Raw genomic sequence first — 23,174 nt, forward strand, 5'->3', positions numbered from 1 at the left:
GCCCACGCCCACCCCGACGGAGCCCGGTGGCGGCGGTTCACTGACCGTGGCGAACGACGACTCCCACGACGGCTACGTCAAGGCCGCGGCCGACGGCGGCGGCGCCTCCGTCGGCACCCTGGAGAGCGTCCTCGGCCTGGCGGTCGGCCGGGGCACCGACGGGCTGTACAACCGCACCCTGCTCTCCTTCGACACCTCCGCCCTCCCCGACGGCGCCACCGTCACCGGCGCCCGGCTGACCGTCGCCTACGGCAGCGGCGCCGGCAGTCCCTGGAGCAACCCCGCCCCGGGGAACAGGCTGCTGGTGGACGTGCGCAGCGGGTGCTTCGGCTCGTCCTGCTCGGTGGAGGGCGCCGACTGGTCCGCCGCCGCGACCGCCGCCGGCGCGGCGGAGATCGGGGCGTTCTCCTCGGGCACACAGACCTCCACCGGCTTCTCCGCCGCCGGCCTGGCCGCCGTCGACCGCACCGGCACCACCCAGGTGCGACTGGGCTTCGCGCAGGCCCAGAGCTCCGCGGCCTATGCGTTCCTGCAGCACGGCGCCACCGCCACCCTGACGGTGGACTACCGGTAGCCCGGCCCGCGCGGGAGGCCTCCGGGACGCCGTTCCGGAGGCCTCAGGCCGCCCCACGGGCCGCCCGCCACTCGGGGGCGAGCACCGACCAGACCTCCATGTCATGGCGCTCCCCCCGGTACGGGTAGCTCTCCCGCAGCACGCCCTCCCTGGTCATGCCGAGCCGCCGGGCCACCGCGATGCTGGGCCCGTTCGACGCCGAGACCTGCCACTCCACCCGGTGGATGCCCCGCTCCTCGACCGCCCAGTCGATGATCACGCGTGCCGCCCGGGTCACCAGGCCCCTGCCCACCGCGGACGGCTCCAGCCAGCAGCCCGCCTCGGCGGTTCCCCGCTCCACGTCCATGGTCCGGAAGAGCACTCCGCCGACCAGGTCACCGCCGGACCAGATGCCGTGGATCCGCCCGGTGTCCGCCGCAGCCCGCTCCGCGTACGCCTGCAGGAAGGAGCGGCTCGACGCCAGGTCGGTGACGGCGTCCGGCAGTGCGACATACCGTCCGACGAAGTCCCGTCCCCGGTCCATGTGGACCAGGAACTCCTCGGCCTGCCAGGGCTCCAGCGGGCGCAGCTGCGCACCGTCGTCACCCAGGGACACCGCGTACATCGCCACCTCCAGGTCGACCCGCGTGCACGGCGGGAGGATCGTCTCACGCAGGGCCCGGGGGCATCGCGCCGCGGCGGCCCGTCAGGGCGTACGGCGGCGCAGCGTCGCGGCCCCCAGGGCGAGCGCGGCGACCACGCACCCGGCGATGACCGCCACATCGCGGACGAAGTCGCCGGTCAGCCCGGTGTGGGCGGTCACCTCACCCATGGCGTCCACCGCGTAGGAGAGCGGCAGCACGTCGGAGACCGCGCCGAGCACGGGCTGCATCTGCCCACGGGGCACAAAGAGCCCGCAGAGCAGGAACTGCGGCAGGATCACCGCCGGCAGGAACTGCACGGCCTGGAACTCGGTCCGGGCGAAGGCACTGGTGAAGAGGCCGATCGCGGTGCCCAGGACGGCGTTGAGCACGGCGACCAGCAGCAGCGCCCACACCGAGCCGGCGACGTCCAGGTCGAGCAGTCCGACGGCGAGTGCGGTGGCGACGCCGGCCTGCACCACCGCCAGGCCGCCGAAGGCCAGCGCGTAGCCCAGCAGCAGGTCCAGCCTGCCCATCGGCATGGAGAGCAGCCGCTCCAGGGTGCCGGAGGAGCGTTCGCGCAGGGTGGCGACCGAGGTGACCAGGAACATCACCGTGAACGGGAAGACGCCGAGCAGCGGCGCCCCGATCCGGTCGAAGGTCTGCGGCGAGTCGTCGAAGACCCAGGAGAGCAGCGCCAGCAGCACACAGGGCACCACCAGCAGCAGAGCGACGGTGCGTGGGTCGTGCCGCAGCTGGAGCAGCACCCGGCGGGCGGTGGCGACGATGCGGGCGGGGGTCATGGACGGGCCTCCTCGACCAGTCGCAGAAAGGCGTCCTCGACGGTGCCGGCGCCTGTGCGTTCGCAGAGCTCGCGGGGGGAGTCCTCGGCGAGCAGCCGGCCGTCGCGGAGCAGCAGCAGCCGCTCACAGCGTTCGGCCTCGTCCATGACGTGGCTGGAGACCAGGACGGTGGTGCCGTCGGCGGCCAGCCGGTGGAAGAGCGCCCAGAGGTCGCGGCGGAGCACCGGGTCCAGGCCGACCGTGGGCTCGTCCAGCACCAGCAGTTCCGGGCGCTCCCCGGTGCCGCTGCCCAGCAGCGCCACGGCGAGGGAGACCCGGCTGAGCTGACCGCCGGAGAGCCGGCCTGCGGCCACCTGGGCGTGGGAGCCCAGATCGACCTCGGCCAGGGTGCGTTCGACGGTGTCGGCGCGGGCCCGCCGTCCTGCCCGGCCGCCGCCGGGGGCGAGGACGGCGGCGTAGTACTCCAGGTTCTGCCGCACCGAGAGGTCGGCGTAGACGGACGGCGCCTGGGTGACATAGCCGACCCGGCGCCGCAGTCGGGGATGGCCGGCCGGCAGTCCCAGCACCTCGACGGTGCCGCTGATGCCGCCCTGCACCCCGACCAGGGCGCGCAGCAGTGTGGACTTGCCGGAGCCGGAGGGCCCGAGCAGCCCGGTGACGGTGGAGCGGGCGACGGTGAAGCCGAGGCCGTCCAGGACCGTGCGCCCGCCGCGTACGACGGTCAGGCCGTCGGCCCGTATCGCGATCTGGTTATTCACCATGCGATGAATATCATGGAGCGGGCCCCGGACGTCAAGGGCCCCGCGCCAAAGGGTCCTGCGCCAGGGAGCCCCGCGCCAAGGGCCCAAGGGCCCCAGGGGTCCTGTACGGGAAGAATCAGGGATACCCCCTATGGCGCCCCGGACGGCCGCGCGCGCACCGTAGGACACATGGCACACGGAGACATGACACCGAGTGAGACCCGCCAGCTCGCCGTCGCCTCGGCGACCCTCGGGCCCTGGCGCACCGCTGCGGCCGTCGGCACCCTGGGCGGCGCCGCCGCCCTCGGCATCGACGTGGTCACCGGCGACTGGTCGCTGAGCATCCTTGCCGGACCGGTCAGCCTCGCCCTGTTCCTCTTCTTCCTGGTCGGCGGGGTCGGCGCGGTCCTGGGCCGCGGCGGCACCGGTGACCACCGCCTGCGCCGCTGGGCGGCCCGGCACCCCTGGAAGGTCGCCCTCGCCCCGGCCGGCCTGCTGCTGGTCCTGGATGTGGTCGCCCGCACCGTGCTCTCCACCGAGAGCATCTTCTCCTCCGTCTGGGACGGCATCTGGCGGGCCGGCCTGCTGGCCGTGGTCATCGGGGTCGTCGGCTCGGTCGCGGGCTCCCGCCGCCAGTCCTGAGTGCCTGCGGCGGGCCGTCCGATACCCGGCGCGGACTTCGGAATCGACCGGGTGCGCCCGGTACGAGGTCGATCCTCCGCCTTGCGAAGCGCCCTCCTCGCCCGCCTTCGGCGAGGAGGGCGCTTCGCACCGGACGCCGCGCGCCTTACCGGCGCGCATGGTCGGCCAGGCCCTATGCCGCCACCGGGTTCCCCTCCTCCGTTCGGACCGGGATCCCGCCGGAGAGCTGCTGGAGGCGCGCCTTCAGTGCGGCGGAGTCAGTGCCTGCCGCGTCCGTCATCACCTCGATGCCCGACGCGTCCGGCGCCGGCCCGACGCCGCGGAGGGGGAACCCGAGGACCCTCCGCCCGAGGTACGGTTCGAGCCGCTTCGCGGCGGCGGTCAGCCTGCGCTCCGAGTAGCGGGCGAGGTAGAGGTCGAGCCGGGTCACGTCGGCCTTGGGGTCCGCCTGTGCCGCCGCCTTGGCGAGCTCGCGGCCACGGGCCAGGTCGGTGACGCAGAGCGCCACCCGTCCGACCGGGAAGTCGACCACGAGGCTGCCGTAGACCTCGGCGAACGCCCCCCTCCCCTGCCGGCCGACGGCCTGGGAGAGCTCCTCCGCCTCAGGTGTGTTCGCGGGGGTGCCGTCGATCGTCGTCGGCGCGTCCCGGGGACCCCGCCACCGCTCCGGCGGCGGGCAGGGCCTGGCTGCGGACGCGGCCGGCGGTTCGGCGCCGACCGGGGCCGACAGGGTGGACAGGGTGGACGGGGCAGGGTCCTGGGGCCTCACCACCCGGGTGCCGTCCGAGGCACAGCCCGCGGTCAGCAGGAGAGCGGTGGTGGCGGTGATCAGTGCGGCGACGGGCTTCCTGGCGACGGTCACGGCAGCTTCCCCCTCGTTCGGTCCGGTGCCGCTCTGACGCTCCGTCCGCTGCACCGGTTCCCCGCCCCGTCCGGCCCCGCCGCGGTCCGGAGCAACCGCTGCCGGCGGCACGGAGAAGAGTGCGGTACGGCCTGCGCCGCCCGGGGTTCCAGGGCACTGAAACCCTCGTGAAACCGCGCTGAATGCGCCCTGCCGCAGTCTCCTCGGCATGACGACGACATCGCACTCACTCGCCATCGAGGCCAAGGGGCTTCGCAAGGCCTACGGGGACAGGACCGTCCTGGACGGCATCGACCTGGCCGTGCCGGCCGGCAGTATCTTCGCCCTGCTCGGCCCGAACGGCGCCGGCAAGACCACCGCGGTCAAGATCCTCTCCACCCTCGTCACCGCCGACGCCGGCGAGCTGCGCGTCGGCGGTCACGACCTGGCCTCCGAACCGCAGGCCGTACGCGCCTCGATCGGCGTCACCGGGCAGTTCTCCGCCGTCGACGGACTGATCACCGGCGAGGAGAACATGCTCCTCATGGCCGACCTGCACCACCTCTCCCGCAGCGAGGGACGCCGTACCGCCGCCGAGCTGCTGGAGCGTTTCGACCTGGTGGAGGCTGCGTCCAAGCCCGTTTCCACCTACTCCGGCGGCATGAAGCGCCGCCTGGACATCGCCATGACGCTGGTCGGCGCCCCCCGGATCATCTTCCTCGACGAGCCGACCACCGGGCTCGACCCCCGCAGCCGCCACACCATGTGGGGGATCATCCGGGAACTGGTCTCCGGTGGCGTCACCGTCTTCCTCACCACCCAGTACCTGGAGGAGGCCGACGAACTCGCCGACCGCATCGCGGTGCTGAGCAACGGGAGGATCGCCGCCGAGGGCAGCGCCGAGGAGCTGAAGCGGCTCGTCCCGGGCGGGCACGTCCGGCTGCGGTTCACCGACCCGGCCGCCTACCAGGCCGCCGCCGCCACGCTGCGCGAGGCCACCGCGGACGACGAGGCGCTGTCGCTGCAGATCCCCAGCGGCGGCAGCCAGCGGGAGCTGCGCTCCATCCTCGACTGGCTGGACTCGGCCGGCGTCGAGGCGGACGAGCTGACCGTGCACACCCCCGACCTCGACGACGTGTTCTTCGCCCTGACCGGCGGCACCAACCTCCCCGACCAGACCAAGGAGACCGTCCGATGAGCACCCTCTCCCTCGCCGTCCGCGACTCGTCCACCATGCTGCGCCGCAACCTGCTGCACGCCCGGCGCTATCCGTCCCTCACCCTGAACCTGCTGCTCACGCCGATCATGCTGCTGCTGCTCTTCGTCTACATCTTCGGAGACGTGATGAGCGCGGGCATCGGCGGCGGCAGCGCCGACCGCTCCGAGTACGTCGCCTACATCGTCCCGGGCATCCTGATGATGACCATCGGCGGCACCGTGATCGGGGCCGCGGTCTCCGTCGCCACCGACATGTCCGAGGGCATCATCGCCCGCTTCCGCACGATGGCGATCCACCGCGGTTCGGTGCTCATCGGGCATGTCGTCGGCAGTGTGCTGCAGTGCGTCGCCAGTGTGGTCGTCGTCGGCGCCGTCGCGGTGGCCATCGGCTTCCGGTCCACCGGCGCCACCGTCCTGGAGTGGCTGGCGGCGTTCGGCCTGCTCGTGCTCTTCTCGCTGGCGCTCACCTGGATCGCGGTCGGCATGGGGATGGCCAGCCCCAGCGCGGAGGCGGCCGGCAACAGCGCGCAGCCGCTGATCCTCCTCCCGCTCATCTCCAGCGCCTTCATCCCGGCCGGCACCATGCCGGGCTGGTTCCAGCCGATCGCCGAGTACCAGCCCTTCACCCCCGCCATCGAGACCCTCCGGGGCCTGCTGCTCGGCAGCGCGATCGGCGACAACTGGTGGATCGCGATCCTCTGGTGCGTCGGCCTGACCGCGCTCGGCTACCGCTGGTCGACCGCGTCCTTCAACCGCGACCCGAAGTGAGCGAGCGAGCTGCCTCCCGCAGCTCCTCCCGCTGCAGGGCGGCGTACTCCGACACCGCGTCGGCGTACGCCGCCCCGTCGGCGTCCTCGGCCGCCCTCCGCGCCCGGTCCGCCGACATCGTCGGCTGGAACTCCCGTCCCACCCCCAGCCGTTCGGCCAGCGCGATCATCCGTACGGCGCCGCCGTCACCGGCGGCGAGACCCGCCATGCCGAGGGCGTGCAGCACCATCCCGTACACAGGGAGCTCCCCGGGCGAACGGTAGGGGCCGGAGAGCAGGGTGCGCAGCCGCTGCCGCAGCCGGTCGGCCGCCTCGGCGACCAGCTCCAGCCGGCCGGCGTGCGCATGCGCCGTGACGGCCGCCGACTGTATCTGCAGCGCCCAGGGGTTGTTCCAGAGGTCCCCGCCCTGCGCCGCGCCCGCGACGGACAGCCGCTCCACGGCGCTGCGCCACAGCCCGAGCCCGACCTCGGTCAGTCCCCGGGCGAGCGCGATCTCGGCGCGCGCACCCAGGTCGGACCGGTAGAAGTCGTCCTCCAGCGGGGAGTTGTCCTGCTCCGCCTGCCGCAGCCAGTACTCGGCCTCGTCGGGGTCGCCGCGCTGCAGGCAGGCGAGGACGAGGGAGGAGCGGACGAAGATGTAGTCCCGCCCGTCGTTGAGCCGGGGCAGCACCCCGAGCACCGCCTTGAGGTGGTCGTACGCCTCCTGGCCCCGCCCCGTCCGCAGATACAGCTCGCTCAGCCGGGAATGTCCCATGAGCTGCACCGAAGGATTGTCCGCCGGAGCCAGTGCGGCGAGCATCCGGCGGGCCGAGGCGAGCGCGCGGTCGGTGTCGTGCTCCAGCTCCCAGACATAGGTGGCGATGCTCTCGGCGACGCCGGCGACCAGCGGCTGCCCGCTGTCGCAGAGGTCCCGCAGCACCTCGTAGCCGGGCGGCAGCATCTCGGGCACCGCGCTCAGCACCACCGCGGTGGCCCGCAGCAGCGTGTCCGGCGGCGCCGGGGGCAGCCGCCGCAGGGTGACGAGCTGGCGCACGGCGCGCGGGCTGGAGCCCATGAGCAGGGCCGCCGTGCACAGCACCGCGGCGGCGCGGGCGACCTCCACATCGGCGGGCTCGGGGTGGTAGTGCGACAGCAGCGGGCCGGTGTCGGCGGCCAGGGCGGCGAGACGGGGGTAGTTGGAGTCGTTGGACCACAGGGTGGCCAGGACGGCGGTGAGGGCGGCGACGGTGGGGCCGTCCGCGCCGGCCAGGGCGTGCCGCAGGGCCGGCACCAGGTTGTCCTGCTCGGCCTTGATCCGCACCCAGGCGGCCAGCGGCTCCGGGCCGAAGACCGCGTCGTGGTACGCCACCCCGAACTCCCTGGCCCAGGCCAGGAGCCGGCCGACGGCCGCCTCGTCCTCGCCCGCCTCCGCACGCCGGGCCGCGCTGAACTCCCGTACGGTCTCCAGCATCCGGAACCGTACGCCGACCGGGGTGTCGGCGACCGTGAGCAGCGACTGACCCGCCAGCTGCTCGAGGAGGAACAGCGCGTCCTCGCCGAGGACGTGCTCCGCCGCCTCGCCCGAGAAACCGCCGGGGAAGACCGACAGGGTGCGCAGCGCCGCCCTGGCGTCCTCGTCGAGCAGGTTCCAGCTCCACTCCACGACCGCGTGCAGCGTGCGGTGACGCTCCGGCACACCCCGCGCCCCGCCGCGCAGCAGCGCGAACCGGTCGCCGAGGCGGCGGGCGATCTCCGTCACCGAGAGGACCCGCACCCGCGCCGCGGCCAGCTCCACGGCGAGCGGAAGCCCGTCGAGGTGGCGGCAGAGCTCGGCCACCGCGTCCGCCGGCAGCTCCACGCTGGGCCGGGCGGCCCGGGCCCGCTGGGTGAACAGCTCGACGGAGGTGGCGAGACCGAGTTCGGGCAGCGCGTACACCGCCTCCGAGGTCAGGCCGAGGGGCGCCCGGCTGGTGAGGAGCACCCGCAGGTCCCTGGAGGACGAGACCAGGGCGCGCACCAGGTCGGCGGCGCCGCCGACGATCTGCTCGCAGTTGTCCAGCACCAGCAGCGCCGGCCCGGAGCCGAGCGCCCCGAGAATGCCGGCCACCGGGTCGGCCGGGGTGTGGCCGCCCATGGCGCCGGTGCGCCCCTCGCCCGCGCCGAGTGCGGAGGCCACCTCGGCGGCCACGTCCTCGTCCGCGGTGACGCCGGCCAGCGGCACGAAGTGCACCACCCGTTGTTCGGCCCGGCGGCTGACGGCGTGCGCGAGCCGGGTCTTGCCGAGGCCGCCGGGACCGACGACGGTGACGGCACGGGAGTCCCGGAGCAGCCGCTCCACCGCCGCGATGTCCCCGTCCCGGCCGAGGAGCGGGTTCGGCTCGTGCGGCACGCCGTGCCTGACCACCGGAGACTCACCGCGCAGCAGCTCCTGCTGTACGGCCCTGAGCCCGGCGCCCGGGTCCGTGCCGAGCTCCTCGCGCAGCTCACGGCGGTAGGCCTCGTACCGCATCAGCGCTGCGGACGGACCCGCCGTCGCCGCCTCGCCGCGCAGCAGCTCGGCGAGCACCTCCTCGTCGCGCGGATGGGCGGCGGCGACCGCGGCGAGCGGCCCGGCCGCCTCCGCGTGCCGGCCGAGGCGGGCGAGCGCCAGCGCCTGCGCGCGCAGGAGCCTGCCGCGGACGGGGGCGCGCTCGGCGCGCAGCGCGGCCACCGGGTCGTCGGTGCCACCGGTCTCCTCGGGAGTGCCCTCCCACAGGGCGAGCCCGGCCTCGGCCGCGGCCAGCGAGCCCGCGTGGTCCCCGGCCCTGGCCCGGTCCGCGCAGGCGGCAGCGTGCAGCAGCAGGGCGGAGCTGTCGACCTGGTCCTCGGCGAGGGTCAGCCGGTAGCCGGTCGGCGTGCTGGCGAGTACCTCGGCGCCCAGCTGGGCCCGCGCCCTGGAGACCAGGACCTGTACGGCCTTCCCCGGCCGCTCCGGCAACTCGTCCGGCCACAGGCCCGCCACCAGCCGCTCGGTGCTGCAGCCCGTGCGCAGGTCGCCCGCGAGCAGTGCCAGGAGTCCGCGGAGCCGGGGCGCGGTGATCTCCTGACCGCGATAGGCGACACGCGGCAGCAGGGTCAGGTCGATGGTCACCCGTGCAGACTAGTCAAGGCAGCCCGGGCAAGGCGGCGGCCGCGGGAACTGCCGCTGCGGGGGCGAACCCTGACGGGGCAGCGGCGGTCGCGGCGCCCGCCCTCGCCGGTCGGTGAGGGCCGCCGGCCCATCCGGTGCGGCGGGGTCAGCGGCCGCGGCGGCGCCCGGAGGTGCGGCGGCGGTCGAGGGCCGCCTGGTGGCGGCTCCTGGCGAGACCCTCACCGGGGGCCTCGACCAGGCTGCGGACGGCGTACGCGGCGAGGGTGCCGACGAAGCCGACCGCCATGATCGGCGTCAGCGCCCGGTCGTCGGCCATCCAGCCGGTCAGTCCGCTGCGGCCGACCACCAGGGTGCGCCAGGTGCGCAGCCCGGCCATCACCGAGCAGCCGAGGACGGCGACCACCAGCAGCGCGCCGACCAGCCCCTGGGAGTCGCCCAGCGCGGTGACCGCCAGCCACATCAGCACCGCCCCCACCACCAGGGCGAGCAGCGCCCCCACGGTGAAGGCGACCCGGCGCAGCCGGTAGGCGGCGCCCCGGTCGACCCAGGTGGTGCCGAAGAACCGGACGGGCTCGGGTGCGGGGGCGGCGGCGCTGCGGTCGGTCACGGGCCCATTGTCCCCCGCCGCCCGCCGCCCCCGGGGGTCAGCCCTCCAGCTTGCTCAGGTCGCGCACCGCGCCCTTGTCGGCGGAGGTCGCCATGGCCGCGTACGCCCGCAGCGCCGCGGAGACCGTGCGCTCCCGGCCGGCCGGCCGGTAGCCGGGGCCGGCCTCCAGACGCGCCCGCCGCTCCGCCAGCTGCTCCTCCGAGACCTCCAGCTGGATGGAGCGGCGCGGGATGTCGATGGAGATCAGGTCGCCGTCCTCGACCAGGGCGATGGTGCCGCCGGACGCCGCCTCGGGGGAGACATGGCCGATGGACAGGCCCGAGGTGCCGCCGGAGAACCGGCCGTCGGTGATCAGCGCACACGCCTTGCCCAGGCCCCGGCCCTTGAGGAAGGAGGTCGGGTAGAGCATCTCCTGCATGCCGGGACCGCCCTTGGGGCCCTCGTAGCGGATGACGACGACGTCGCCCTCCTTGATGCGCTTGGTGAGGATGGCGTCGACTGCGGCCTCCTGGGAGTCCACGACCACCGCAGGGCCCTGGAAGACCAGGATCGACTCGTCGACGCCCGCGGTCTTCACCACGCAGCCGTCGACCGCCAGGTTGCCCCGGAGGACGGCCAGGCCGCCGTCCTTGGAGTAGGCGTGCTCGATGTCGCGGATGCAGCCGCCCGCGGCGTCGGTGTCCAGCGTCTCCCAGCGCTCGGACTGGGAGAACGCGGTCGCCGAGCGCACACAGCCGGGCGCCGCGTGCCACAGCTCCACGGCCTCCGCGGAGGGCGAGCCGCCGCGCACGTCCCAGGTCTTCAGCCACTCGTCGAGCGTGGGGCTGTGGATGGTGTGGACGTCCTCGTTGAGCAGGCCCGCCCGGTAGAGCTCGCCCAGGATGGCGGGGATGCCGCCGGCCCGGTGGACGTCCTCCATGTAGTAGGTGCCGCCGGGGGCGACGTTGGGGGCCACCTTGGCCAGGCAGGGCACCCGCCGCGACACCGCGTCGATGTCGCTCAGGCCGTAGTCCAGCTCGGCCTCCTGGGCGGCGGCCAGCAGGTGGAGGATGGTGTTGGTGGAGCCGCCCATGGCGATGTCCAGCGCCATGGCGTTGTCGAAGGCGGCGCGGGTGGCGATGGAGCGGGGCAGGACGGTCCGGTCGTCCTGCTCGTAGTAGCGCCGGGTGATCTCCACGACGGTGCGGCCGGCGTTCTCGTACAGCGCCCGCCGCGCGGTGTGGGTGGCCAGCACCGAGCCGTTGCCGGGCAGTGAGAGGCCCATCGCCTCGGTCAGGCAGTTCATGGAGTTGGCGGTGAACATGCCCGAGCAGGAACCGCAGGTCGGGCAGGCGTTCTCCTCGATCCGGAGGATGTCCTCGTCCGAGACCGACTCGTTGACCGCGTCCGCGATCGCGTTGATCAGGTCCAGCTTGCGCACCGTGCCGTCGACCAGCGTGGCCTTGCCGGCCTCCATCGGGCCGCCGGAGACGAAGACCGTCGGGATGTCGAGGCGCAGCGCCGCCATCAGCATGCCCGGGGTGATCTTGTCGCAGTTGGAGATGCAGATCAGGGCGTCCGCACAGTGCGCGTTGACCATGTACTCCACGGAGTCCGCGATCAGGTCCCGGGAGGGCAGGGAGTAGAGCATGCCGCCGTGGCCCATGGCGATGCCGTCGTCGACCGCGATGGTGTTGAACTCCCGGGGGACGGCGCCCGCCGCCTTGATCGCCTCGGAGACGATCCGCCCCACGGGCTGCAGGTGGGTGTGCCCGGGGACGAACTCGGTGAAGCTGTTGGCCACCGCGACGATCGGCTTGCCGATGTCCTGGCTCGCCACGCCCGAGGCCCGCATCAGGGCACGGGCGCCGGCCATGTTCCGGCCGTGGGTGACGGTGCGCGACCTCAGTTGGGGCACGGGTTCCACTCCCTTCGCGTCGGCGGCGGCGACGCGGGCGGTACTGCTCTACGGCTGGGGTGTCGAGGGTACGCCTCCGGGGTCGCCATCCGGACGGCTCGTCCGGAATGCGGGATGTCGTTCTCAGCCCCGGGGCGGCGTCCGGAGTGCCGCCGCGGGCGCCAGGTCAGCGCCCCGTCAGATAGCCCTGCAGCGCGGGGGCCACCAGGGCGACCAGCTCCTCGGGGTCGGCGGAGGCCAGCGGCTCGACCTGGAGCACATAACGGAGCACCGCCATGCCGACCATGTGGGAGGCCGCCAGTTCGGCGCGCAGATGCGGCTGCGGCACATCCAGCCGGTCGGCGACCCGCAGCAGCAGCTCCCGGGAGACGAACTCCCTGAGCATGGCCGCCGCCGCCTCCTCGGTCACCGCGGACCGCATCACCGCGATCAGCCGCTCCCGGACCTCCGGCACCTCCCAGGTGGAGAGGAACTTGCGGGCCAGCCGCTCCCCCACCCCCTCCGGTCCGCCCGCCAGGATGTCGGGCACCACCAGCGCCGGGGCGAAGGTGAACTCCAGCGCCGCCCCGAAGAGCTTCTCCTTGGTGCCGAAGTGGTGGTGCACCAGCGCCGGGTCCACCCCGGCCGCCCTGGCGATGCCCCGGATCGACGCCTTGGCGTACCCCCGCGCGGCGAACTCCGCACGGGCGGCGGCCAGGATCGCCTCCCGGGTCTCCGGAGCCCCGGCCCGCGACCCGGTGGGCCGGCCCCGGCGGCGGACGGGCGCCTCCGGCGGATTCACGGCCGCGCCTCGGGCAGGGCGACGGTGAGCTCCAGCACGTACGGCTCCACGGTGACGCCGTCCGGGAACTCCGCCAGCAGCGCCTCCCGCTCGGCGGCCAGCAGCCTCTCCCTGTCCGCGGAGTCCAGTACCGCCACATAGGAGCGGGAGGTCTGGTCCAGCAGCGCCGTCTCCACCGGGGTCCGGCGCTCCCAGCGCAGCGTCGCGGTGGCCACCCGCACGCCGTAGCGGGAGAGCTCCCGCGGCGACTCGTCGAACGGCCGGTAGCCGTGGTACGCCGGGCAGGCCGCCCGCAGCCTGGCGGACTGCTCCGCGACCCAGCGCACCTCCCGGTCCTTGACGTTCCACCACAGCGCCAGGGCGCCGCCGGGCCGCAGCACCCGGATCGCCTCGGGGACGGAACGCGCGTGGTCGGTCCAGTGGAACGACTGGGCGTAGCTGACCAGGTCGGCACAGGAGTCCCGGAAGGGCAGGGCGTTGCCGTCGCCGCGCACCAGGCGGATCTCCGGGCTCACGGCGTGCAGCCGGTCGGCCATGCCCGGCGTCGGCTCGACAGCGGTGACGCTGGCCCCCCGGGCCGCCAGGGCGCGGCTGGAGATGCCCGTCCCCGCGCCGACGTCCAGCACCTCGGCGCCCGCCAGGGCGATCCCGGACAGCTCCTCGACGGCGTCGAAGAGCGCGTCCGGGTAGGACGGGCGGGCCGCGTCGTACTCCGCCGCCACCCGGTCGAAGGACGATGCCAGGTCCGGCCCCTCGGTGGTGCTCATCTGCGATCCCCTTCCTGTCTCTGCATGGTTCCCGGCGACGGTTCCCGGCGGCACGCCGCGGCAGCCGGTCAGCCGACGCCGGCCGCCGAACCGAGGTGCAGTCTGGTGAAGGCCAGTGCCTCCGCCAGATCCGCCGCGCGCTCGGCCGGTCCGGCGGCCCGGCGGGTGTTGACCTCCAGGACGACATGGCCGTCGAAGCCGGACCGGGCCAGCCGGTCCAGCAGCTCGGCGCAGGGCTGGCTGCCCCGGCCGGGGATCAGGTGCTCGTCCTTGGCCGAGCCGCTGCCGTCGGCGAGGTGCACATGGGCCAGCCGGTCGCCCATCCGGTCCACCATCCCCAGCGCGTCCGAGCGCGAGGTGGCCGCGTGGGAGAGGTCCACGGTGAAGTGCCGGTAGTCCTCCTCGGTGGGGTCCCAGGCCGGTGCGTACGCCAGCACCTCCCGGTCGCGGTAGCGCCACGGGTACATGTTCTCCACCGCGAAGCGGACGTCGGTCTCCCCGGCCATCCGCCACACGCCCTGCACGAACTCCCTGGCGTACTGCCGCTGCCAGCGGAAGGGCGGATGCACCACCACGGTGTCGGCGCCCAGCTTCTCGGCGGCGGCGCGGGCCCGCTGCAGCTTGGTCCACGGGTCGGTGGACCAGACCCGCTGGGTGATCAGCAGACAGGGGGCGTGGACCGCGAGGATCGGCACACCGTGCCGGTCGGAGAGGCGGCGCAGCGCCTCCACGTCCTGGCTGACCGGGTCCGTCCACACCATCACCTCGACGCCGTCGTAGCCGAGGCGGGCGGCGATCTCGAAGGCGGTGGCGGTGTTCTCCGGGTACACGGACGCCGTCGACAGCGCCACTCTGGCCGCCGGCCGCCCGTCGCCACCGGGCGTTCCCGGCGCCCGGGACGGCGAGGGTCCCGCGCCGTCGCCGCCCGGCCGATCCGCGTCCCGGCGCACCCGTGCCCGCGCCGCCGCGCGCCGCAGCTGCCCGGCCACCCCGGCGCCCTCGCCCGCCGCCGTCGCTGGGCGCCGGGTCCGTCCGGCGGCGCCGGTGGGCGGTTCCGCGGCGGGGTCCTGCTGCCGGGCGGCGGCCGCTCGTCGGGTCCGGGCGGCCTCCAGGGCCGCGCCCGCGGCCTCCCTGGTGGCCGCGGCACGGCGGGCCACCACCCGCTTGGCCGCCTCACCCGCCGCCTGGGCCGCGGCCCGGCCCTCGGCGCGCCTGCCGGCCCGCGCGGGGCCTGCGGCGCGCCGGCCGTCCGGTCCGGGCGCCTGCGGGCCGCGGTGGCCGGTGCTGCCCGCGTCGGCTGTCATGTCCTCGTCCGCTAGTTCCTCCGCCACGCTGACAGCGTATGCGGCGGCGTGCCCGTACGGGACTGCGCCCGGTCGCCGCCCGCCGGCGGGCAGGCCCCGCCATGGATCGTGCGGACGGGGCCGGTCATGCGTACGCCGCCGAGTCGTCGCACGCCTCACCCGCCGGCGGCGGGGTGCCCGCGCCGGCCTCCAGGCGCGGGCCGGGCCTGCGCTGCCGCTGCGAGCCCGGCACCCGGGGCGCGGGCGGCCACAGCGATCCGTCCCTTCAAGCGTCGCCCGACCCGGTGCCGGCCTCGGTCATCATGTCCAGCCGCCGCAGGATGACGCCCTCACGCAGCGCCCAGGGGCATATGGCGACCTCGTCCAGGCCGAAGAGGTCCATCGAGGCGTCGGCGACCAGCGCCCCGGCCAGCAGCTGCCGGGCCCTGCCCTCCGAGACCCCCGGGATCCTGGACCGCTCCACCGCCGTCATGGCGGCGAGCCTGGGCACCCACTCCCCCAGCGACTCCTTGGTGAGGCGGCGCGGCACATAGGGGCCGGCGTCGGTACGGGCGGCGCCGGTGATCCTGGCCAGCTGCTTGAAGGTCTTGGAGGTGGCGACGGTGTGGTCGGGGGGGCCGAGCCGGGAGACGTCACCGACGATCCTGGCGATCTCGGTGCGGATCTGGCGCCGGACGGTCCGGATGTCCTCGGCGTCGGGCGGGTCGCCCTGCAGCCGTCCGGAGGTGAGCCGGCCCGCGCCCAGCGGCAGCGAGATGGCGACGTCGGGCTGCTCGTCCACTCCGCAGGCTATCTCCAGGGAGCCGCCGCCGATGTCCAGCAGCAGCAGCCGGCCCGAGGACCAGCCGAACCAGCGGCGGGCGGCCAGGAAGGTCAGCCGTGCCTCGTCCTGTCCGGAGAGCACCCGCAGCGCCACCCCGGTCTCCTGTTCCACCCGCGCCAGGACGGCCTCCCCGTTGGCGGCCTCGCGGACCGCGGAGGTGGCGAACGGCAGGACGTCCTCGACGCCCTTGTCCTCCGCGACCCGCATCGCCGACGCCACCGCCCCGACCAGGCGTCCCACCCCGTTCTCGGTGATGGAGCCGTCGGCGTCCAGCAGCTCGGCCAGCCGCAGTTCCTCCTTGTAGGAGTAGGCGGGCAGCGGGCGGGCACCCGGATGCGCGTCCACCACGAGGAAGTGGACGGTGTTGGAACCTACGTCGAGTACGCCGAGTCGCATAGCGGAACACGCTACCCGTACTGCTGTGCAGGTCGGGGGGCATCCACCGAGCCCGGGGAGGGCCGCGGGGCACGGCCCGGGGGACGCGCTCCCCGGCGCCGCCTGCGGGATCCGTGCCGATAAAGCGGGACAAAACCCTCTTATCCGGATGATTCGGACTCACCGCAGGGCATACCCTGGGCCCGTGGCAGCAGAGACGGACCAGGCGCCGGACCAGGCGCACAGCAGCAAGGCGGGCGCGCACCGCCGCGAAGTACCCCTGGACTTCCCGAGGGCGTGGGTCGAGTTCCCCGACCCGGCGGACGAGGACCAGGTGTTCCGCTGCGACCTCACCTGGCTCACCTCCCGCTGGGCCTGCATCTTCGGCCGCGGCTGCCACGGCATCCGGCCCGGCCGCGGCGAGTCCGACGGCTGCTGCACCCTGGGCGCCCACTGGTCCGACGAGGACGACGAGCAGCGGGTCGCCGGCCACGCCGCCCGGCTCACCCCGGAGACCTGGCAGCACCACGCCGTGGGCACCGGCCCCGACGGCTCGGTGGTCCTGGACGGCGGCATCACCCAGCTCGACGAGGACGGCGACCGGCAGACCCGCCGGGTCGACGGCGCCTGCATCTTCCTCAACCAGCCCGGCTTCCCCGGCGGCGCCGGCTGCGCGCTGCACACCCTCGCCCTCAAGGAGGGCCGCGAACCGCTGGAGACCAAGCCCGACGTCTGCTGGCAGCTGCCCATCAGACGCACCTACGAGTGGGTGGACCGCCCGGACGACACCCGGGTGCTGGTGGTCTCCATCGGCGAGTACGACCGCCGCGGCTGGGGCCCCGGCGGCCATGACCTGCACTGGTGGTGCACCGGCAGCCCGGAGGCCCACGGCGGCTCCGAGCCGGTCTACCTCAGCTACCGGCCCGAACTCACCGAGCTGATGGGCGCGGCCGGGTACGAGGTACTGGCGGGGCTGTGCGAGCAGCGGATCGCCACCCGGTCCGACCGGCGGCTCGCCCCGCACCCGGCGGACCCGGAGCGGCCCTAACGGCGGCGTTCCCCGTCTCCCGTCACCCCGCCGCCCGTCATCCCGCCGCCCGGAATGCGGTGGCAGCGGGGCGCCGCCGTACTGGAGGCTGGCGGCTGCGAGCGACGCCCATCGGAGGGACCATGACCATGCACGGCACGGAGGACACCGCCCCGCTGGCCCCGGGCAGCGAGGTGACGGTGCGGCTCGTCAAGCACCCGCGGCCCGATGTCCGCTACCCCGCGACGGTGGTCCGCGACGACGGCACCCGGGTCACCGTCGAGGCCCCCTGGGCCGGACCGCCCAGCCGGGACTTCGGCTTTGTCCGCTTCGAGCGGGGCGACGTCTTCACCGAGCACTACTGGCGTGACCGCTGGTACTCGGTCAAGGAGGTCCGCGCCGGGGACGGCACGCTCAAGGGCTGGTACTGCGATGTGACCCGCCCCGCCTGCGTGGTGGGCGGCACCCTCGTCGTCCAGGACCTCGATCTCGATCTGTGGCTGCCCGCGGACCGGTCGGCCGCGCTGCGGCTGGACGAGGACGAGTTCCTGGCCAGCGGCATCGAGCAGCGGGACCCCGCGGCGGCGGCGCGGGCCAGGGCGGCCCTGGAAGAACTGGAGAAGCACAGCGGCGACGGCTTCGCCGCCCTGCTGGCGCCCTGACGGACCTTCCCCGCGAACCCGCCGACCCCGCACCGGCCGATCCAGCACCGGCCGACCCCGCCGCCGCCCCCGGGCGGCCCGGTCGCCCTGGTCAGCCGGGCGGGTCGGCCTCGCCGCTCTCCGAGGGCTCCTGCGCCGCGGAGCCCGACGGCTGCGGCGAGGGCGAGGCGGAGGACGGCGGCGGGGTGGACGGGCCGGGCTGCTCCACGGGGCCGCTCGACGGCGGCGCCGAGGTCTGCCCGGGATGGCCGGTCGACTCCCCCGGGCCGTCGGAGGGCGACTGGTCCCCGGTCGGCTGCGGGTCGCCGCCCCCGTGCCGGCGCCGATGGCCCTCCAGGGTGACCACGGCGTCCGAGGGCTGGAGCGCGATATGGGCGGTCCACCGCCCCCTCGGCGCCCGGTCGGCGTCCACGGTGACGATGACGGTGATCCGCTGGCCCGGCTGGAGCACCCCCGACTCCCGGCTCAGCCGCAGCCAGGCCGCATCACTGACGGCCCGCCAGAAGACCGGCTCACCGCCGGAGTCGGTGAGGGTGATCACCGTACGGCTGCCGTACTCGCTGGCGGTGACCGCCAGCCGGCCGGCCTCGACGGGCGTCGCAGCCCCGGTGGGCGCGGCCGCCACGGCGGGCGCCCGCCCGGCCGGCGGAGCGGTCACGGTGATCGGCAGGGCCACCGCCGGAGCGGACTGCACCGCAGGTGACAACGTTTCGCCTGCGACCGGCGGCACCACCTCGCCCCGGCTCACCATGGCGCCCAGCACACGCGCCTGGTTGCTCCCGGCCGCGTCGGACGGCCCGCCGCTGCCGTCCCCCTCCCCGGCGCCCCGGGCGGCGTCCGGAGTCTCCACCCGCACCGCCGAGACCGCCGCGGGTCCGCCCGCGCCGTCCCCGCCCCGGTGCGCGGCCCACAGCGCCGCCACCGGCGCCGCGAGCACCGCCGCCAGCACCGTGGTGGTCACCGCCCGGTTGCGCAGCACCACGGCCAGGTCCGGGGAGTCCGCCCGGTGCCGGGGAAAGCCCTGCCGGTCGAACCGCGGGCCCGGTTCGCCGGGGCGCGCCGCCCGCCCGTGCGCGGGCCCCTGCGCGCCGCCCGGCCGGCCGCCGGAACGGCCGGGGCGGCCCGGGCGCCCCCGGCGGCCCGCCATGACCCCGGCCAGGAACGCGGCCCCGGCCGTCCCCGCCAGCGCGGCAGCCGGTGCCGCCACCAGCGGCAGGGCCCGGCCGCCCGGACCGTCGCCGTGCAGCGCCTCGGTGCCCGGCCAGGGATCGGCGGCGACGGCGCGCTCCGCCGTGCCCCGGCAGGTCGGGCAGTCGTCCACATGCTGCACCAGCTCACGGCGGAGCGCCGGGACCAGCAGGGTGCCGCCCTCGGAGCCGGGCCTGCCGCCGCCCAGCCGGGACAGCTCGGGGCAGTCCGCTGCGGCCAGCACCCGCAGCGCCGTCCGGGTGCGCTCCACCTCGCAGCCGGCCTGGGTGAGCAGCGCCGCGGCCTCCTCCGGCCGCAGGCCGAGCACCGCCGCGACCTCGCCCGGCCGCAGGCCGTGACGCACCGCCAGCTCCAGCGCCTCGCGCTGCTGCGGGGTGGCGCCCGCCGCCTCCGGCCAGGCGAGCGCGGCGAGCCGGGCGTGCCGCTCCTGCCGCTGTGCGGCCGAGGGCTCCGGAAGGCCCGCCGGGCCGCCCCGGGCCGGGCCGGGCGAGTCGGCCGCGCCGTCCGCCAGCCGCAGCAGGCAGGCGTAACGGGCCAGCGAGTAGAGCCAGGCCCGGAGCAGCGCCGGGTCGCGCAGGCGGTCGTGGTGCCGTACCGCCATCTCGCGCACCGACCGCACGGCGGCCAGCGCGGCGTCGTGATCGCACAGCACGGAGAGGCAGTAGGTGAAGAGTCCGTCCACCTGCCGCGCGCACGCGTCCTCGGGCCGCTCGGTCCCGCACGACGCATATCCGGCCGCCGGTGGCTCCTGGATATCGGCACTGGTCGTCATCCTGCCGACGCTAGGCGAAGCGGCACGGGCCTTCCGGCGGGTCGGGGTCCGGATACCTCTTTCGGGTAACAGGGCCACCGTCCCGGGTGACGGCGGAGCGGCCCCGGCGGCCACCGCGCGAGGCGTTGTCGGACCCTCCTTGTACGGTTCACCGCATGGCAGCCCGAACCTCCTCCGGCAAGTCCTCCGCGAAGGCACGCCCCGCCTACCGCTGCACCGAGTGCGGCAACCAGCTCCCCAAGTGGGTGGGCCGCTGCCCCGAGTGCAACGCCTGGGGCACCGTGGAGGAGTACGGCGCGGTGCCCGTGCGCACCACCGCGGCCGGTCCGGTCAGTTCCCCCGCCCGTCCTATCGCCCAGGTGGACGGGCAGGTCGCCACGGCCCGCCCCACCGGGGTGGAGGAGCTGGACCGGGTGCTGGGCGGCGGCCTGGTGCCGGGCGCCGTGGTGCTGCTGGCCGGCGAGCCCGGCGTCGGCAAGTCCACCCTGCTGCTGGACGTCGCCGCCAAGGCCTCCTCCGACCGGCACCGCACGCTCTACGTCACCGGGGAGGAGTCGGCCGGGCAGGTACGGCTGCGCGCCGACCGCATCGGTGCCCTCTCCGACCATCTCTACCTCGCGGCAGAGACCGACCTCGGCGCGGTGCTCGGCCACATCGACCAGGTCGGCCCCTCGCTGCTGGTGCTGGACTCGGTGCAGACCATCGCCTCCGCGGAGCTGGACGGCGCCCCCGGCGGCATGGCGCAGGTCCGGGAGGTCGCGGGCGCCCTGATCCGGGCCTCCAAGGACCGCGGCATGGCCACCCTGCTGGTCGGCCATGTCACCAAGGACGGCTCCATCGCCGGCCCTCGGCTGCTGGAGCACCTGGTCGACGTGGTGCTGCACTTCGAGGGCGACCGGCACGCCCGGCTGCGCCTCATCCGGGGGATCAAGAACCGCTACGGCGCCACCGACGAGGTGGGCTGCTTCGAGCTGCACGACGAGGGCATCGTCGGGCTGCCCGACCCGTCAGGGCTGTTCCTCACCCGCCGTGCCCAGCCGGTGCCCGGCACCTGTCTCACCGTCACCCTGGAAGGCCGGCGCCCGCTGGTCGCCGAGGTGCAGGCGCTGATGGTGGACTCCCAGATCCCCTCGCCGCGCCGCACCACCTCGGGGCTGGACTCGCCCCGGATCGCCATGGTGCTCGCGGTGGTGGAGCGGCACGGCGGCGTACGGCTGGGCAAGCAGGACATCTACACCGCCACCGTGGGCGGGGTGCGGCTCACCGAGCCGGCCGCGGACCTGGCCATCGCCCTGTCGGTGGCCAGTTCGGCCGCCAACACCCCGCTGCCCAGCAATCTGGTGGCCATCGGCGAGGTGGGGCTGGCCGGCGAGGTCCGCCGGGTCAACGGTGTGCAGCGCAGGCTGGCCGAGGCCCACCGTCTGGGGTTCACCCATGCCCTGGTGCCGCCCGACCCCGGCAAGGTGCCCCCGGGGATGACGGTCGTGGAGGTGGCGGACATCGGGGAGGCGCTGAAGGCGATCCCGGGCCGCCGCCGCTCCGGCGGCGAGCGCCCGCAGGCCGAGGGCGAGCGCCCGGCGCGCAGGCCGCGGTCCCGCGCCGCCGCTGACATTCCGGCACCGGGCGCCGGTCAGGGGGGTGTTTCCGGCGGTTGGAGCGGGGAGGACGGCTGGGATCCGATCGAGCCGGAGGCGGTGCCCGAGCCCTTCTGAACCTCTCTTGACCCGCCCCTGTCCCGACCCGCCACCCTCACCCGCCGCCCGACGGTAAACTTTGCCCTGATCGCACCATGGCAGAACGTCGGCAGACCGCACCGCCGGCCGACCGAGGGAGTCCAGTGGCATCCAACGACCGGGCGGAGAAGTCCCCCCGCGAGGAGGCCCTTGTGCGTGCCTCCCTCAGCGCAGTCGCCCCCGGCACCGCCCTGCGGGACGGCCTGGAGCGGGTGCTGCGCGGCAACACCGGCGGCCTGATCGTGCTGGGCTTCGACAAGACGGTCGAGCCGCTGTGCACCGGCGGCTTCGTCCTGGACGTGGAGTTCTCCGCCACCCGGCTGCGGGAGCTGTGCAAGCTCGACGGCGCGGTGGTGCTGGACAAGGACATCACCAAGATCGTTCGGGCGGGCGTCCATCTGGTGCCCGACTCCTCCATCCCCACCGACGAGACCGGCACCCGGCACCGCACCGCGGAGCGGGTCAACAAGCAGACCGGCTATCCCGTGGTGTCGGTCAGCCACTCCATGCGGCTGATCGCGCTCTATGTCAACGGCCAGCGCCGGGTCCTGGAGGACTCCGCGGCGATCCTCTCCCGCGCCAACCAGGCGCTGGCCACCCTGGAGCGCTACAAGCTGCGGCTGGACGAGGTGGCCGGCACCCTCTCCGCGCTGGAGATCGAGGACCTGGTCACCGTCCGCGACGTCACGGCCGTCGCCCAGCGGCTGGAGATGGTCCGCCGCATCGCCGCCGAGATCGCCGGGTACGTGGTCGAGCTCGGCACCGACGGCCGGCTGCTCTCCCTCCAGCTGGACGAGCTGATCGCCGGGGTGGAGCCGGAGCGCGAGCTGGTGGCCCGCGACTACTTCCCGGAGCGGGCCGCCAAGCGGGGCCGCACCGTCAACGACGTGCTGGCCGAGCTGGACATGCTCAGCCAGACCGAGCTGCTGGACGTCCAGGCGGTCGCCAAGGCGCTCGGCCACCCCGGTACTCCCGAGGCGCTGGACTCCGCCGTCTCACCGCGCGGCTACCGGCTGCTGGCCAAGGTGCCCCGGCTGCCCAACACCGTCATCGAGCGGCTGGTGGAGCACTTCGGCGGGCTGCAGAAGCTGCTGGCCGCCAGCGTCGACGACCTGCAGACGGTCGACGGCGTGGGCGAGGCCCGCGCCCGGTCCGTCCGTGAGGGCCTCTCCCGCCTCGCCGAGTCGTCGATCCTGGAGCGCTACGTCTGAGAGCGGCGGCTCTTCCCGGGCTTCGGCGGCCCGGGCCGCTGACCGTCCCGGGATTCGGCCGGGCAAGTCCCGGCCGTGCGGGCTTCGGTACGCCGGGAGGCCGTTGTGCCCGGGGCCGGTGCCCCGGGCTTCGTCGGACCGGTGCGATCCGGGGCCTCAGCTCTCCAGGCGGAAGGACGCCCGGGCGGTGACCGGGCTGCCGGAGACCCCGCTGAGGTCCGCCTGCACCAGATAGACGCCGTCGCCCGCACTGCCGCCCGGGGCGGGGCTGACGCACTGCTGGGTGGAGCGGCTGCGGTCCCAGACGAAGGTCTCGGTGACGGAGCTGCCGGCGGCGATGCCGACCCACTTGGCGGTGCGGTCGGTGGGACAGTCGCCCGAGGACCACACCCGGCCGTCGCTGGCGGCGCTGACGGTGACCACCGAGGCCAGCCGGCCCAGGTCGGCCCGGCAGGCACCGCCGGAGTTGCGCACGGTCAGCTCGAAACGCGGGCGCTCCTTGGGCTGGTAGGCGTTCTGCGCGCTGGCGAGCTCCAGGGAGAGCTTGGAGGTGGGGCAGATCGGCAGCGCACGCACCGCCGGGGTGTTCACCGCCACGGTGCCGCCGCCCGTCCCTCCGCCGCCGGCCCCGCCGCCGGCCCCGCCTCCGGCGGCCGAGCCGCCCGACGTGCCGCCGCGCGCGGATCCGCCG

General features: G+C 75.0%; 19 protein-coding genes and 2 pseudogenes. 8 read left to right on the forward strand and 13 right to left on the reverse strand.

Translation table 11 applies throughout. The features are described 5' to 3' along the window. Positions 1 to 574 (forward strand): annotated as a pseudogene (locus tag AOK09_RS00235) (poly(3-hydroxybutyrate) depolymerase); the annotation flags it as partial. A 43-nt stretch (positions 575 to 617) separates the two neighbouring features. Here the strand turns inward: AOK09_RS00235 and AOK09_RS00240 are convergent. From AOK09_RS00240 to AOK09_RS00250, 3 genes are all read right to left on the reverse strand, one after another. Beyond that, complete coding sequence (locus AOK09_RS00240) at positions 618 to 1,178, reverse strand: GNAT family N-acetyltransferase (RefSeq protein ID WP_055585021.1); 561 nt, start codon at positions 1,176 to 1,178, stop codon at positions 618 to 620. 81 nt (positions 1,179 to 1,259) lie between these two features. Next, positions 1,260 to 1,997 carry an ABC transporter permease gene (locus tag AOK09_RS00245; RefSeq protein ID WP_055585022.1) on the reverse strand — a complete coding sequence of 246 codons (738 nt, stop codon included), beginning with the start codon at positions 1,995 to 1,997 and terminating at the stop codon, positions 1,260 to 1,262. Then, positions 1,994 to 2,758, reverse strand: a complete 765-nt coding sequence (locus tag AOK09_RS00250; protein WP_055585023.1) for an ABC transporter ATP-binding protein — start codon at positions 2,756 to 2,758, stop codon at positions 1,994 to 1,996. Before AOK09_RS00250 ends, AOK09_RS00245 begins: the two co-directional genes overlap by 4 nt. 183 nt (positions 2,759 to 2,941) lie before the next feature. Between AOK09_RS00250 and AOK09_RS00255 the strand changes: the two genes are divergently transcribed. After that, positions 2,942 to 3,379 (forward strand): hypothetical protein, encoded by a 438-nt coding sequence (locus AOK09_RS00255; protein ID WP_055585024.1) that lies wholly within the window; start codon positions 2,942 to 2,944, stop codon positions 3,377 to 3,379. A 172-nt stretch (positions 3,380 to 3,551) separates the two neighbouring features. Here the strand turns inward: AOK09_RS00255 and AOK09_RS00260 are convergent, their stop codons facing one another. After that, positions 3,552 to 4,241 (reverse strand): hypothetical protein, encoded by a 690-nt coding sequence (locus tag AOK09_RS00260; RefSeq protein WP_055585025.1) that lies wholly within the window; start codon positions 4,239 to 4,241, stop codon positions 3,552 to 3,554. 208 nt (positions 4,242 to 4,449) lie between these two features. Between AOK09_RS00260 and AOK09_RS00265 the strand changes: the two genes are divergently transcribed. Together AOK09_RS00265 and AOK09_RS00270 are read left to right on the forward strand one after the other, a co-directional pair. Beyond that, positions 4,450 to 5,418 carry an ATP-binding cassette domain-containing protein gene (locus AOK09_RS00265; RefSeq protein ID WP_055585026.1) on the forward strand — a complete coding sequence of 323 codons (969 nt, stop codon included), beginning with the start codon at positions 4,450 to 4,452 and terminating at the stop codon, positions 5,416 to 5,418. Continuing rightward, a complete protein-coding gene (locus tag AOK09_RS00270) occupies positions 5,415 to 6,206 on the forward strand; it encodes an ABC transporter permease (protein WP_055585027.1) in 792 nt (263 codons plus the stop codon). The genes AOK09_RS00265 and AOK09_RS00270 overlap by 4 nt, the downstream gene beginning before the upstream one ends. Here the strand turns inward: AOK09_RS00270 and AOK09_RS00275 are convergent. The 7 genes from AOK09_RS00275 to AOK09_RS00305 form a co-directional block, all read right to left on the reverse strand. Then, positions 6,187 to 9,315: an ATP-binding protein gene (locus AOK09_RS00275; protein WP_055585028.1), complete on the reverse strand. Its 3,129-nt coding sequence runs from the start codon at positions 9,313 to 9,315 to the stop codon at positions 6,187 to 6,189. The two genes, AOK09_RS00270 and AOK09_RS00275, sit on opposite strands and share 20 nt — an antisense overlap. Before the next feature lie 145 nt (positions 9,316 to 9,460). Further along, complete coding sequence (locus AOK09_RS00280; RefSeq protein ID WP_055585029.1) at positions 9,461 to 9,922, reverse strand: hypothetical protein; 462 nt, start codon at positions 9,920 to 9,922, stop codon at positions 9,461 to 9,463. 37 nt (positions 9,923 to 9,959) lie between these two features. Next, positions 9,960 to 11,819 carry a dihydroxy-acid dehydratase gene (gene ilvD / locus AOK09_RS00285; RefSeq protein WP_055585030.1) on the reverse strand — a complete coding sequence of 620 codons (1,860 nt, stop codon included), beginning with the start codon at positions 11,817 to 11,819 and terminating at the stop codon, positions 9,960 to 9,962. Positions 11,820 to 11,985: 166 nt separating this feature from the next. Next, entirely contained in the window at positions 11,986 to 12,600 is a 615-nt protein-coding gene (locus AOK09_RS00290) for a TetR/AcrR family transcriptional regulator (protein ID WP_055585031.1), read from the reverse strand. Then, positions 12,597 to 13,367, reverse strand: a complete 771-nt coding sequence (locus tag AOK09_RS00295; protein WP_055585032.1) for a class I SAM-dependent methyltransferase — start codon at positions 13,365 to 13,367, stop codon at positions 12,597 to 12,599. Before AOK09_RS00295 ends, AOK09_RS00290 begins: the two co-directional genes overlap by 4 nt. 68 nt (positions 13,368 to 13,435) lie before the next feature. After that, positions 13,436 to 14,218 carry a sugar phosphate isomerase/epimerase family protein gene (locus AOK09_RS00300; RefSeq protein ID WP_055585037.1) on the reverse strand — a complete coding sequence of 261 codons (783 nt, stop codon included), beginning with the start codon at positions 14,216 to 14,218 and terminating at the stop codon, positions 13,436 to 13,438. 718 nt (positions 14,219 to 14,936) lie between these two features. Beyond that, positions 14,937 to 15,890 (reverse strand): Ppx/GppA phosphatase family protein, encoded by a 954-nt coding sequence (locus AOK09_RS00305; RefSeq protein ID WP_055585033.1) that lies wholly within the window; start codon positions 15,888 to 15,890, stop codon positions 14,937 to 14,939. Positions 15,891 to 16,038: 148 nt separating this feature from the next. Here AOK09_RS00305 and AOK09_RS00310 point away from each other — a divergent pair, with 148 nt between their 5' ends. Both AOK09_RS00310 and AOK09_RS00315 read left to right on the forward strand, forming a co-directional pair. Beyond that, positions 16,039 to 16,917 carry a hypothetical protein gene (locus AOK09_RS00310; RefSeq protein WP_175609244.1) on the forward strand — a complete coding sequence of 293 codons (879 nt, stop codon included), beginning with the start codon at positions 16,039 to 16,041 and terminating at the stop codon, positions 16,915 to 16,917. A 122-nt stretch (positions 16,918 to 17,039) separates the two neighbouring features. Then, positions 17,040 to 17,558 (forward strand): DUF402 domain-containing protein, encoded by a 519-nt coding sequence (locus tag AOK09_RS00315; protein WP_245687050.1) that lies wholly within the window; start codon positions 17,040 to 17,042, stop codon positions 17,556 to 17,558. A gap of 91 nt (positions 17,559 to 17,649) precedes the next feature. Here the strand turns inward: AOK09_RS00315 and AOK09_RS43340 are convergent, their stop codons facing one another. Then, positions 17,650 to 19,539, reverse strand: a complete 1,890-nt coding sequence (locus AOK09_RS43340; protein WP_055585034.1) for a BACON domain-containing protein — start codon at positions 19,537 to 19,539, stop codon at positions 17,650 to 17,652. Between the two features lie 155 nt (positions 19,540 to 19,694). Here AOK09_RS43340 and radA point away from each other — a divergent pair, with 155 nt between their 5' ends. Then, positions 19,695 to 21,251 (forward strand): DNA repair protein RadA, encoded by a 1,557-nt coding sequence (gene radA, locus AOK09_RS00325; RefSeq protein WP_079062603.1) that lies wholly within the window; start codon positions 19,695 to 19,697, stop codon positions 21,249 to 21,251. Positions 21,252 to 21,424: 173 nt separating this feature from the next. Then, positions 21,425 to 22,483: a DNA integrity scanning diadenylate cyclase DisA gene (gene disA, locus AOK09_RS00330; protein ID WP_079062605.1), complete on the forward strand. Its 1,059-nt coding sequence runs from the start codon at positions 21,425 to 21,427 to the stop codon at positions 22,481 to 22,483. A 156-nt stretch (positions 22,484 to 22,639) separates the two neighbouring features. Here the strand turns inward: disA and AOK09_RS00335 are convergent. Further along, positions 22,640 to 23,174: pseudogene (locus AOK09_RS00335) on the reverse strand (hypothetical protein); the annotation flags it as partial.

The organism is Peterkaempfera griseoplana (genome assembly GCF_001418575.1).
GTDB classification, from domain to species: Bacteria; Actinomycetota; Actinomycetes; order Streptomycetales; family Streptomycetaceae; genus Peterkaempfera; species Peterkaempfera griseoplana.

What these genes read in the sequence shown, in the direction of transcription:
- AOK09_RS43340 (WP_055585034.1), bottom strand. Translation starts at nt 19,539, where the DNA reads ATGACGACCAGTGCCGATATCCAGGAGCCACCGGCGGCCGGATATGCG.
- AOK09_RS00315 (WP_245687050.1), top strand. Translation starts at nt 17,040, where the DNA reads ATGACCATGCACGGCACGGAGGACACCGCCCCGCTGGCCCCGGGCAGC.
- AOK09_RS00255 (WP_055585024.1), top strand. Translation starts at nt 2,942, where the DNA reads ATGACACCGAGTGAGACCCGCCAGCTCGCCGTCGCCTCGGCGACCCTC.
- AOK09_RS00305 (WP_055585033.1), bottom strand. Translation starts at nt 15,890, where the DNA reads ATGCGACTCGGCGTACTCGACGTAGGTTCCAACACCGTCCACTTCCTC.
- AOK09_RS00250 (WP_055585023.1), bottom strand. Translation starts at nt 2,758, where the DNA reads ATGGTGAATAACCAGATCGCGATACGGGCCGACGGCCTGACCGTCGTA.
- radA (WP_079062603.1), top strand. Translation starts at nt 19,695, where the DNA reads ATGGCAGCCCGAACCTCCTCCGGCAAGTCCTCCGCGAAGGCACGCCCC.
- AOK09_RS00270 (WP_055585027.1), top strand. Translation starts at nt 5,415, where the DNA reads ATGAGCACCCTCTCCCTCGCCGTCCGCGACTCGTCCACCATGCTGCGC.
- AOK09_RS00265 (WP_055585026.1), top strand. Translation starts at nt 4,450, where the DNA reads ATGACGACGACATCGCACTCACTCGCCATCGAGGCCAAGGGGCTTCGC.
- AOK09_RS00310 (WP_175609244.1), top strand. Translation starts at nt 16,039, where the DNA reads ATGATTCGGACTCACCGCAGGGCATACCCTGGGCCCGTGGCAGCAGAG.
- AOK09_RS00295 (WP_055585032.1), bottom strand. Translation starts at nt 13,367, where the DNA reads ATGAGCACCACCGAGGGGCCGGACCTGGCATCGTCCTTCGACCGGGTG.
- AOK09_RS00245 (WP_055585022.1), bottom strand. Translation starts at nt 1,997, where the DNA reads ATGACCCCCGCCCGCATCGTCGCCACCGCCCGCCGGGTGCTGCTCCAG.
- AOK09_RS00240 (WP_055585021.1), bottom strand. Translation starts at nt 1,178, where the DNA reads ATGTACGCGGTGTCCCTGGGTGACGACGGTGCGCAGCTGCGCCCGCTG.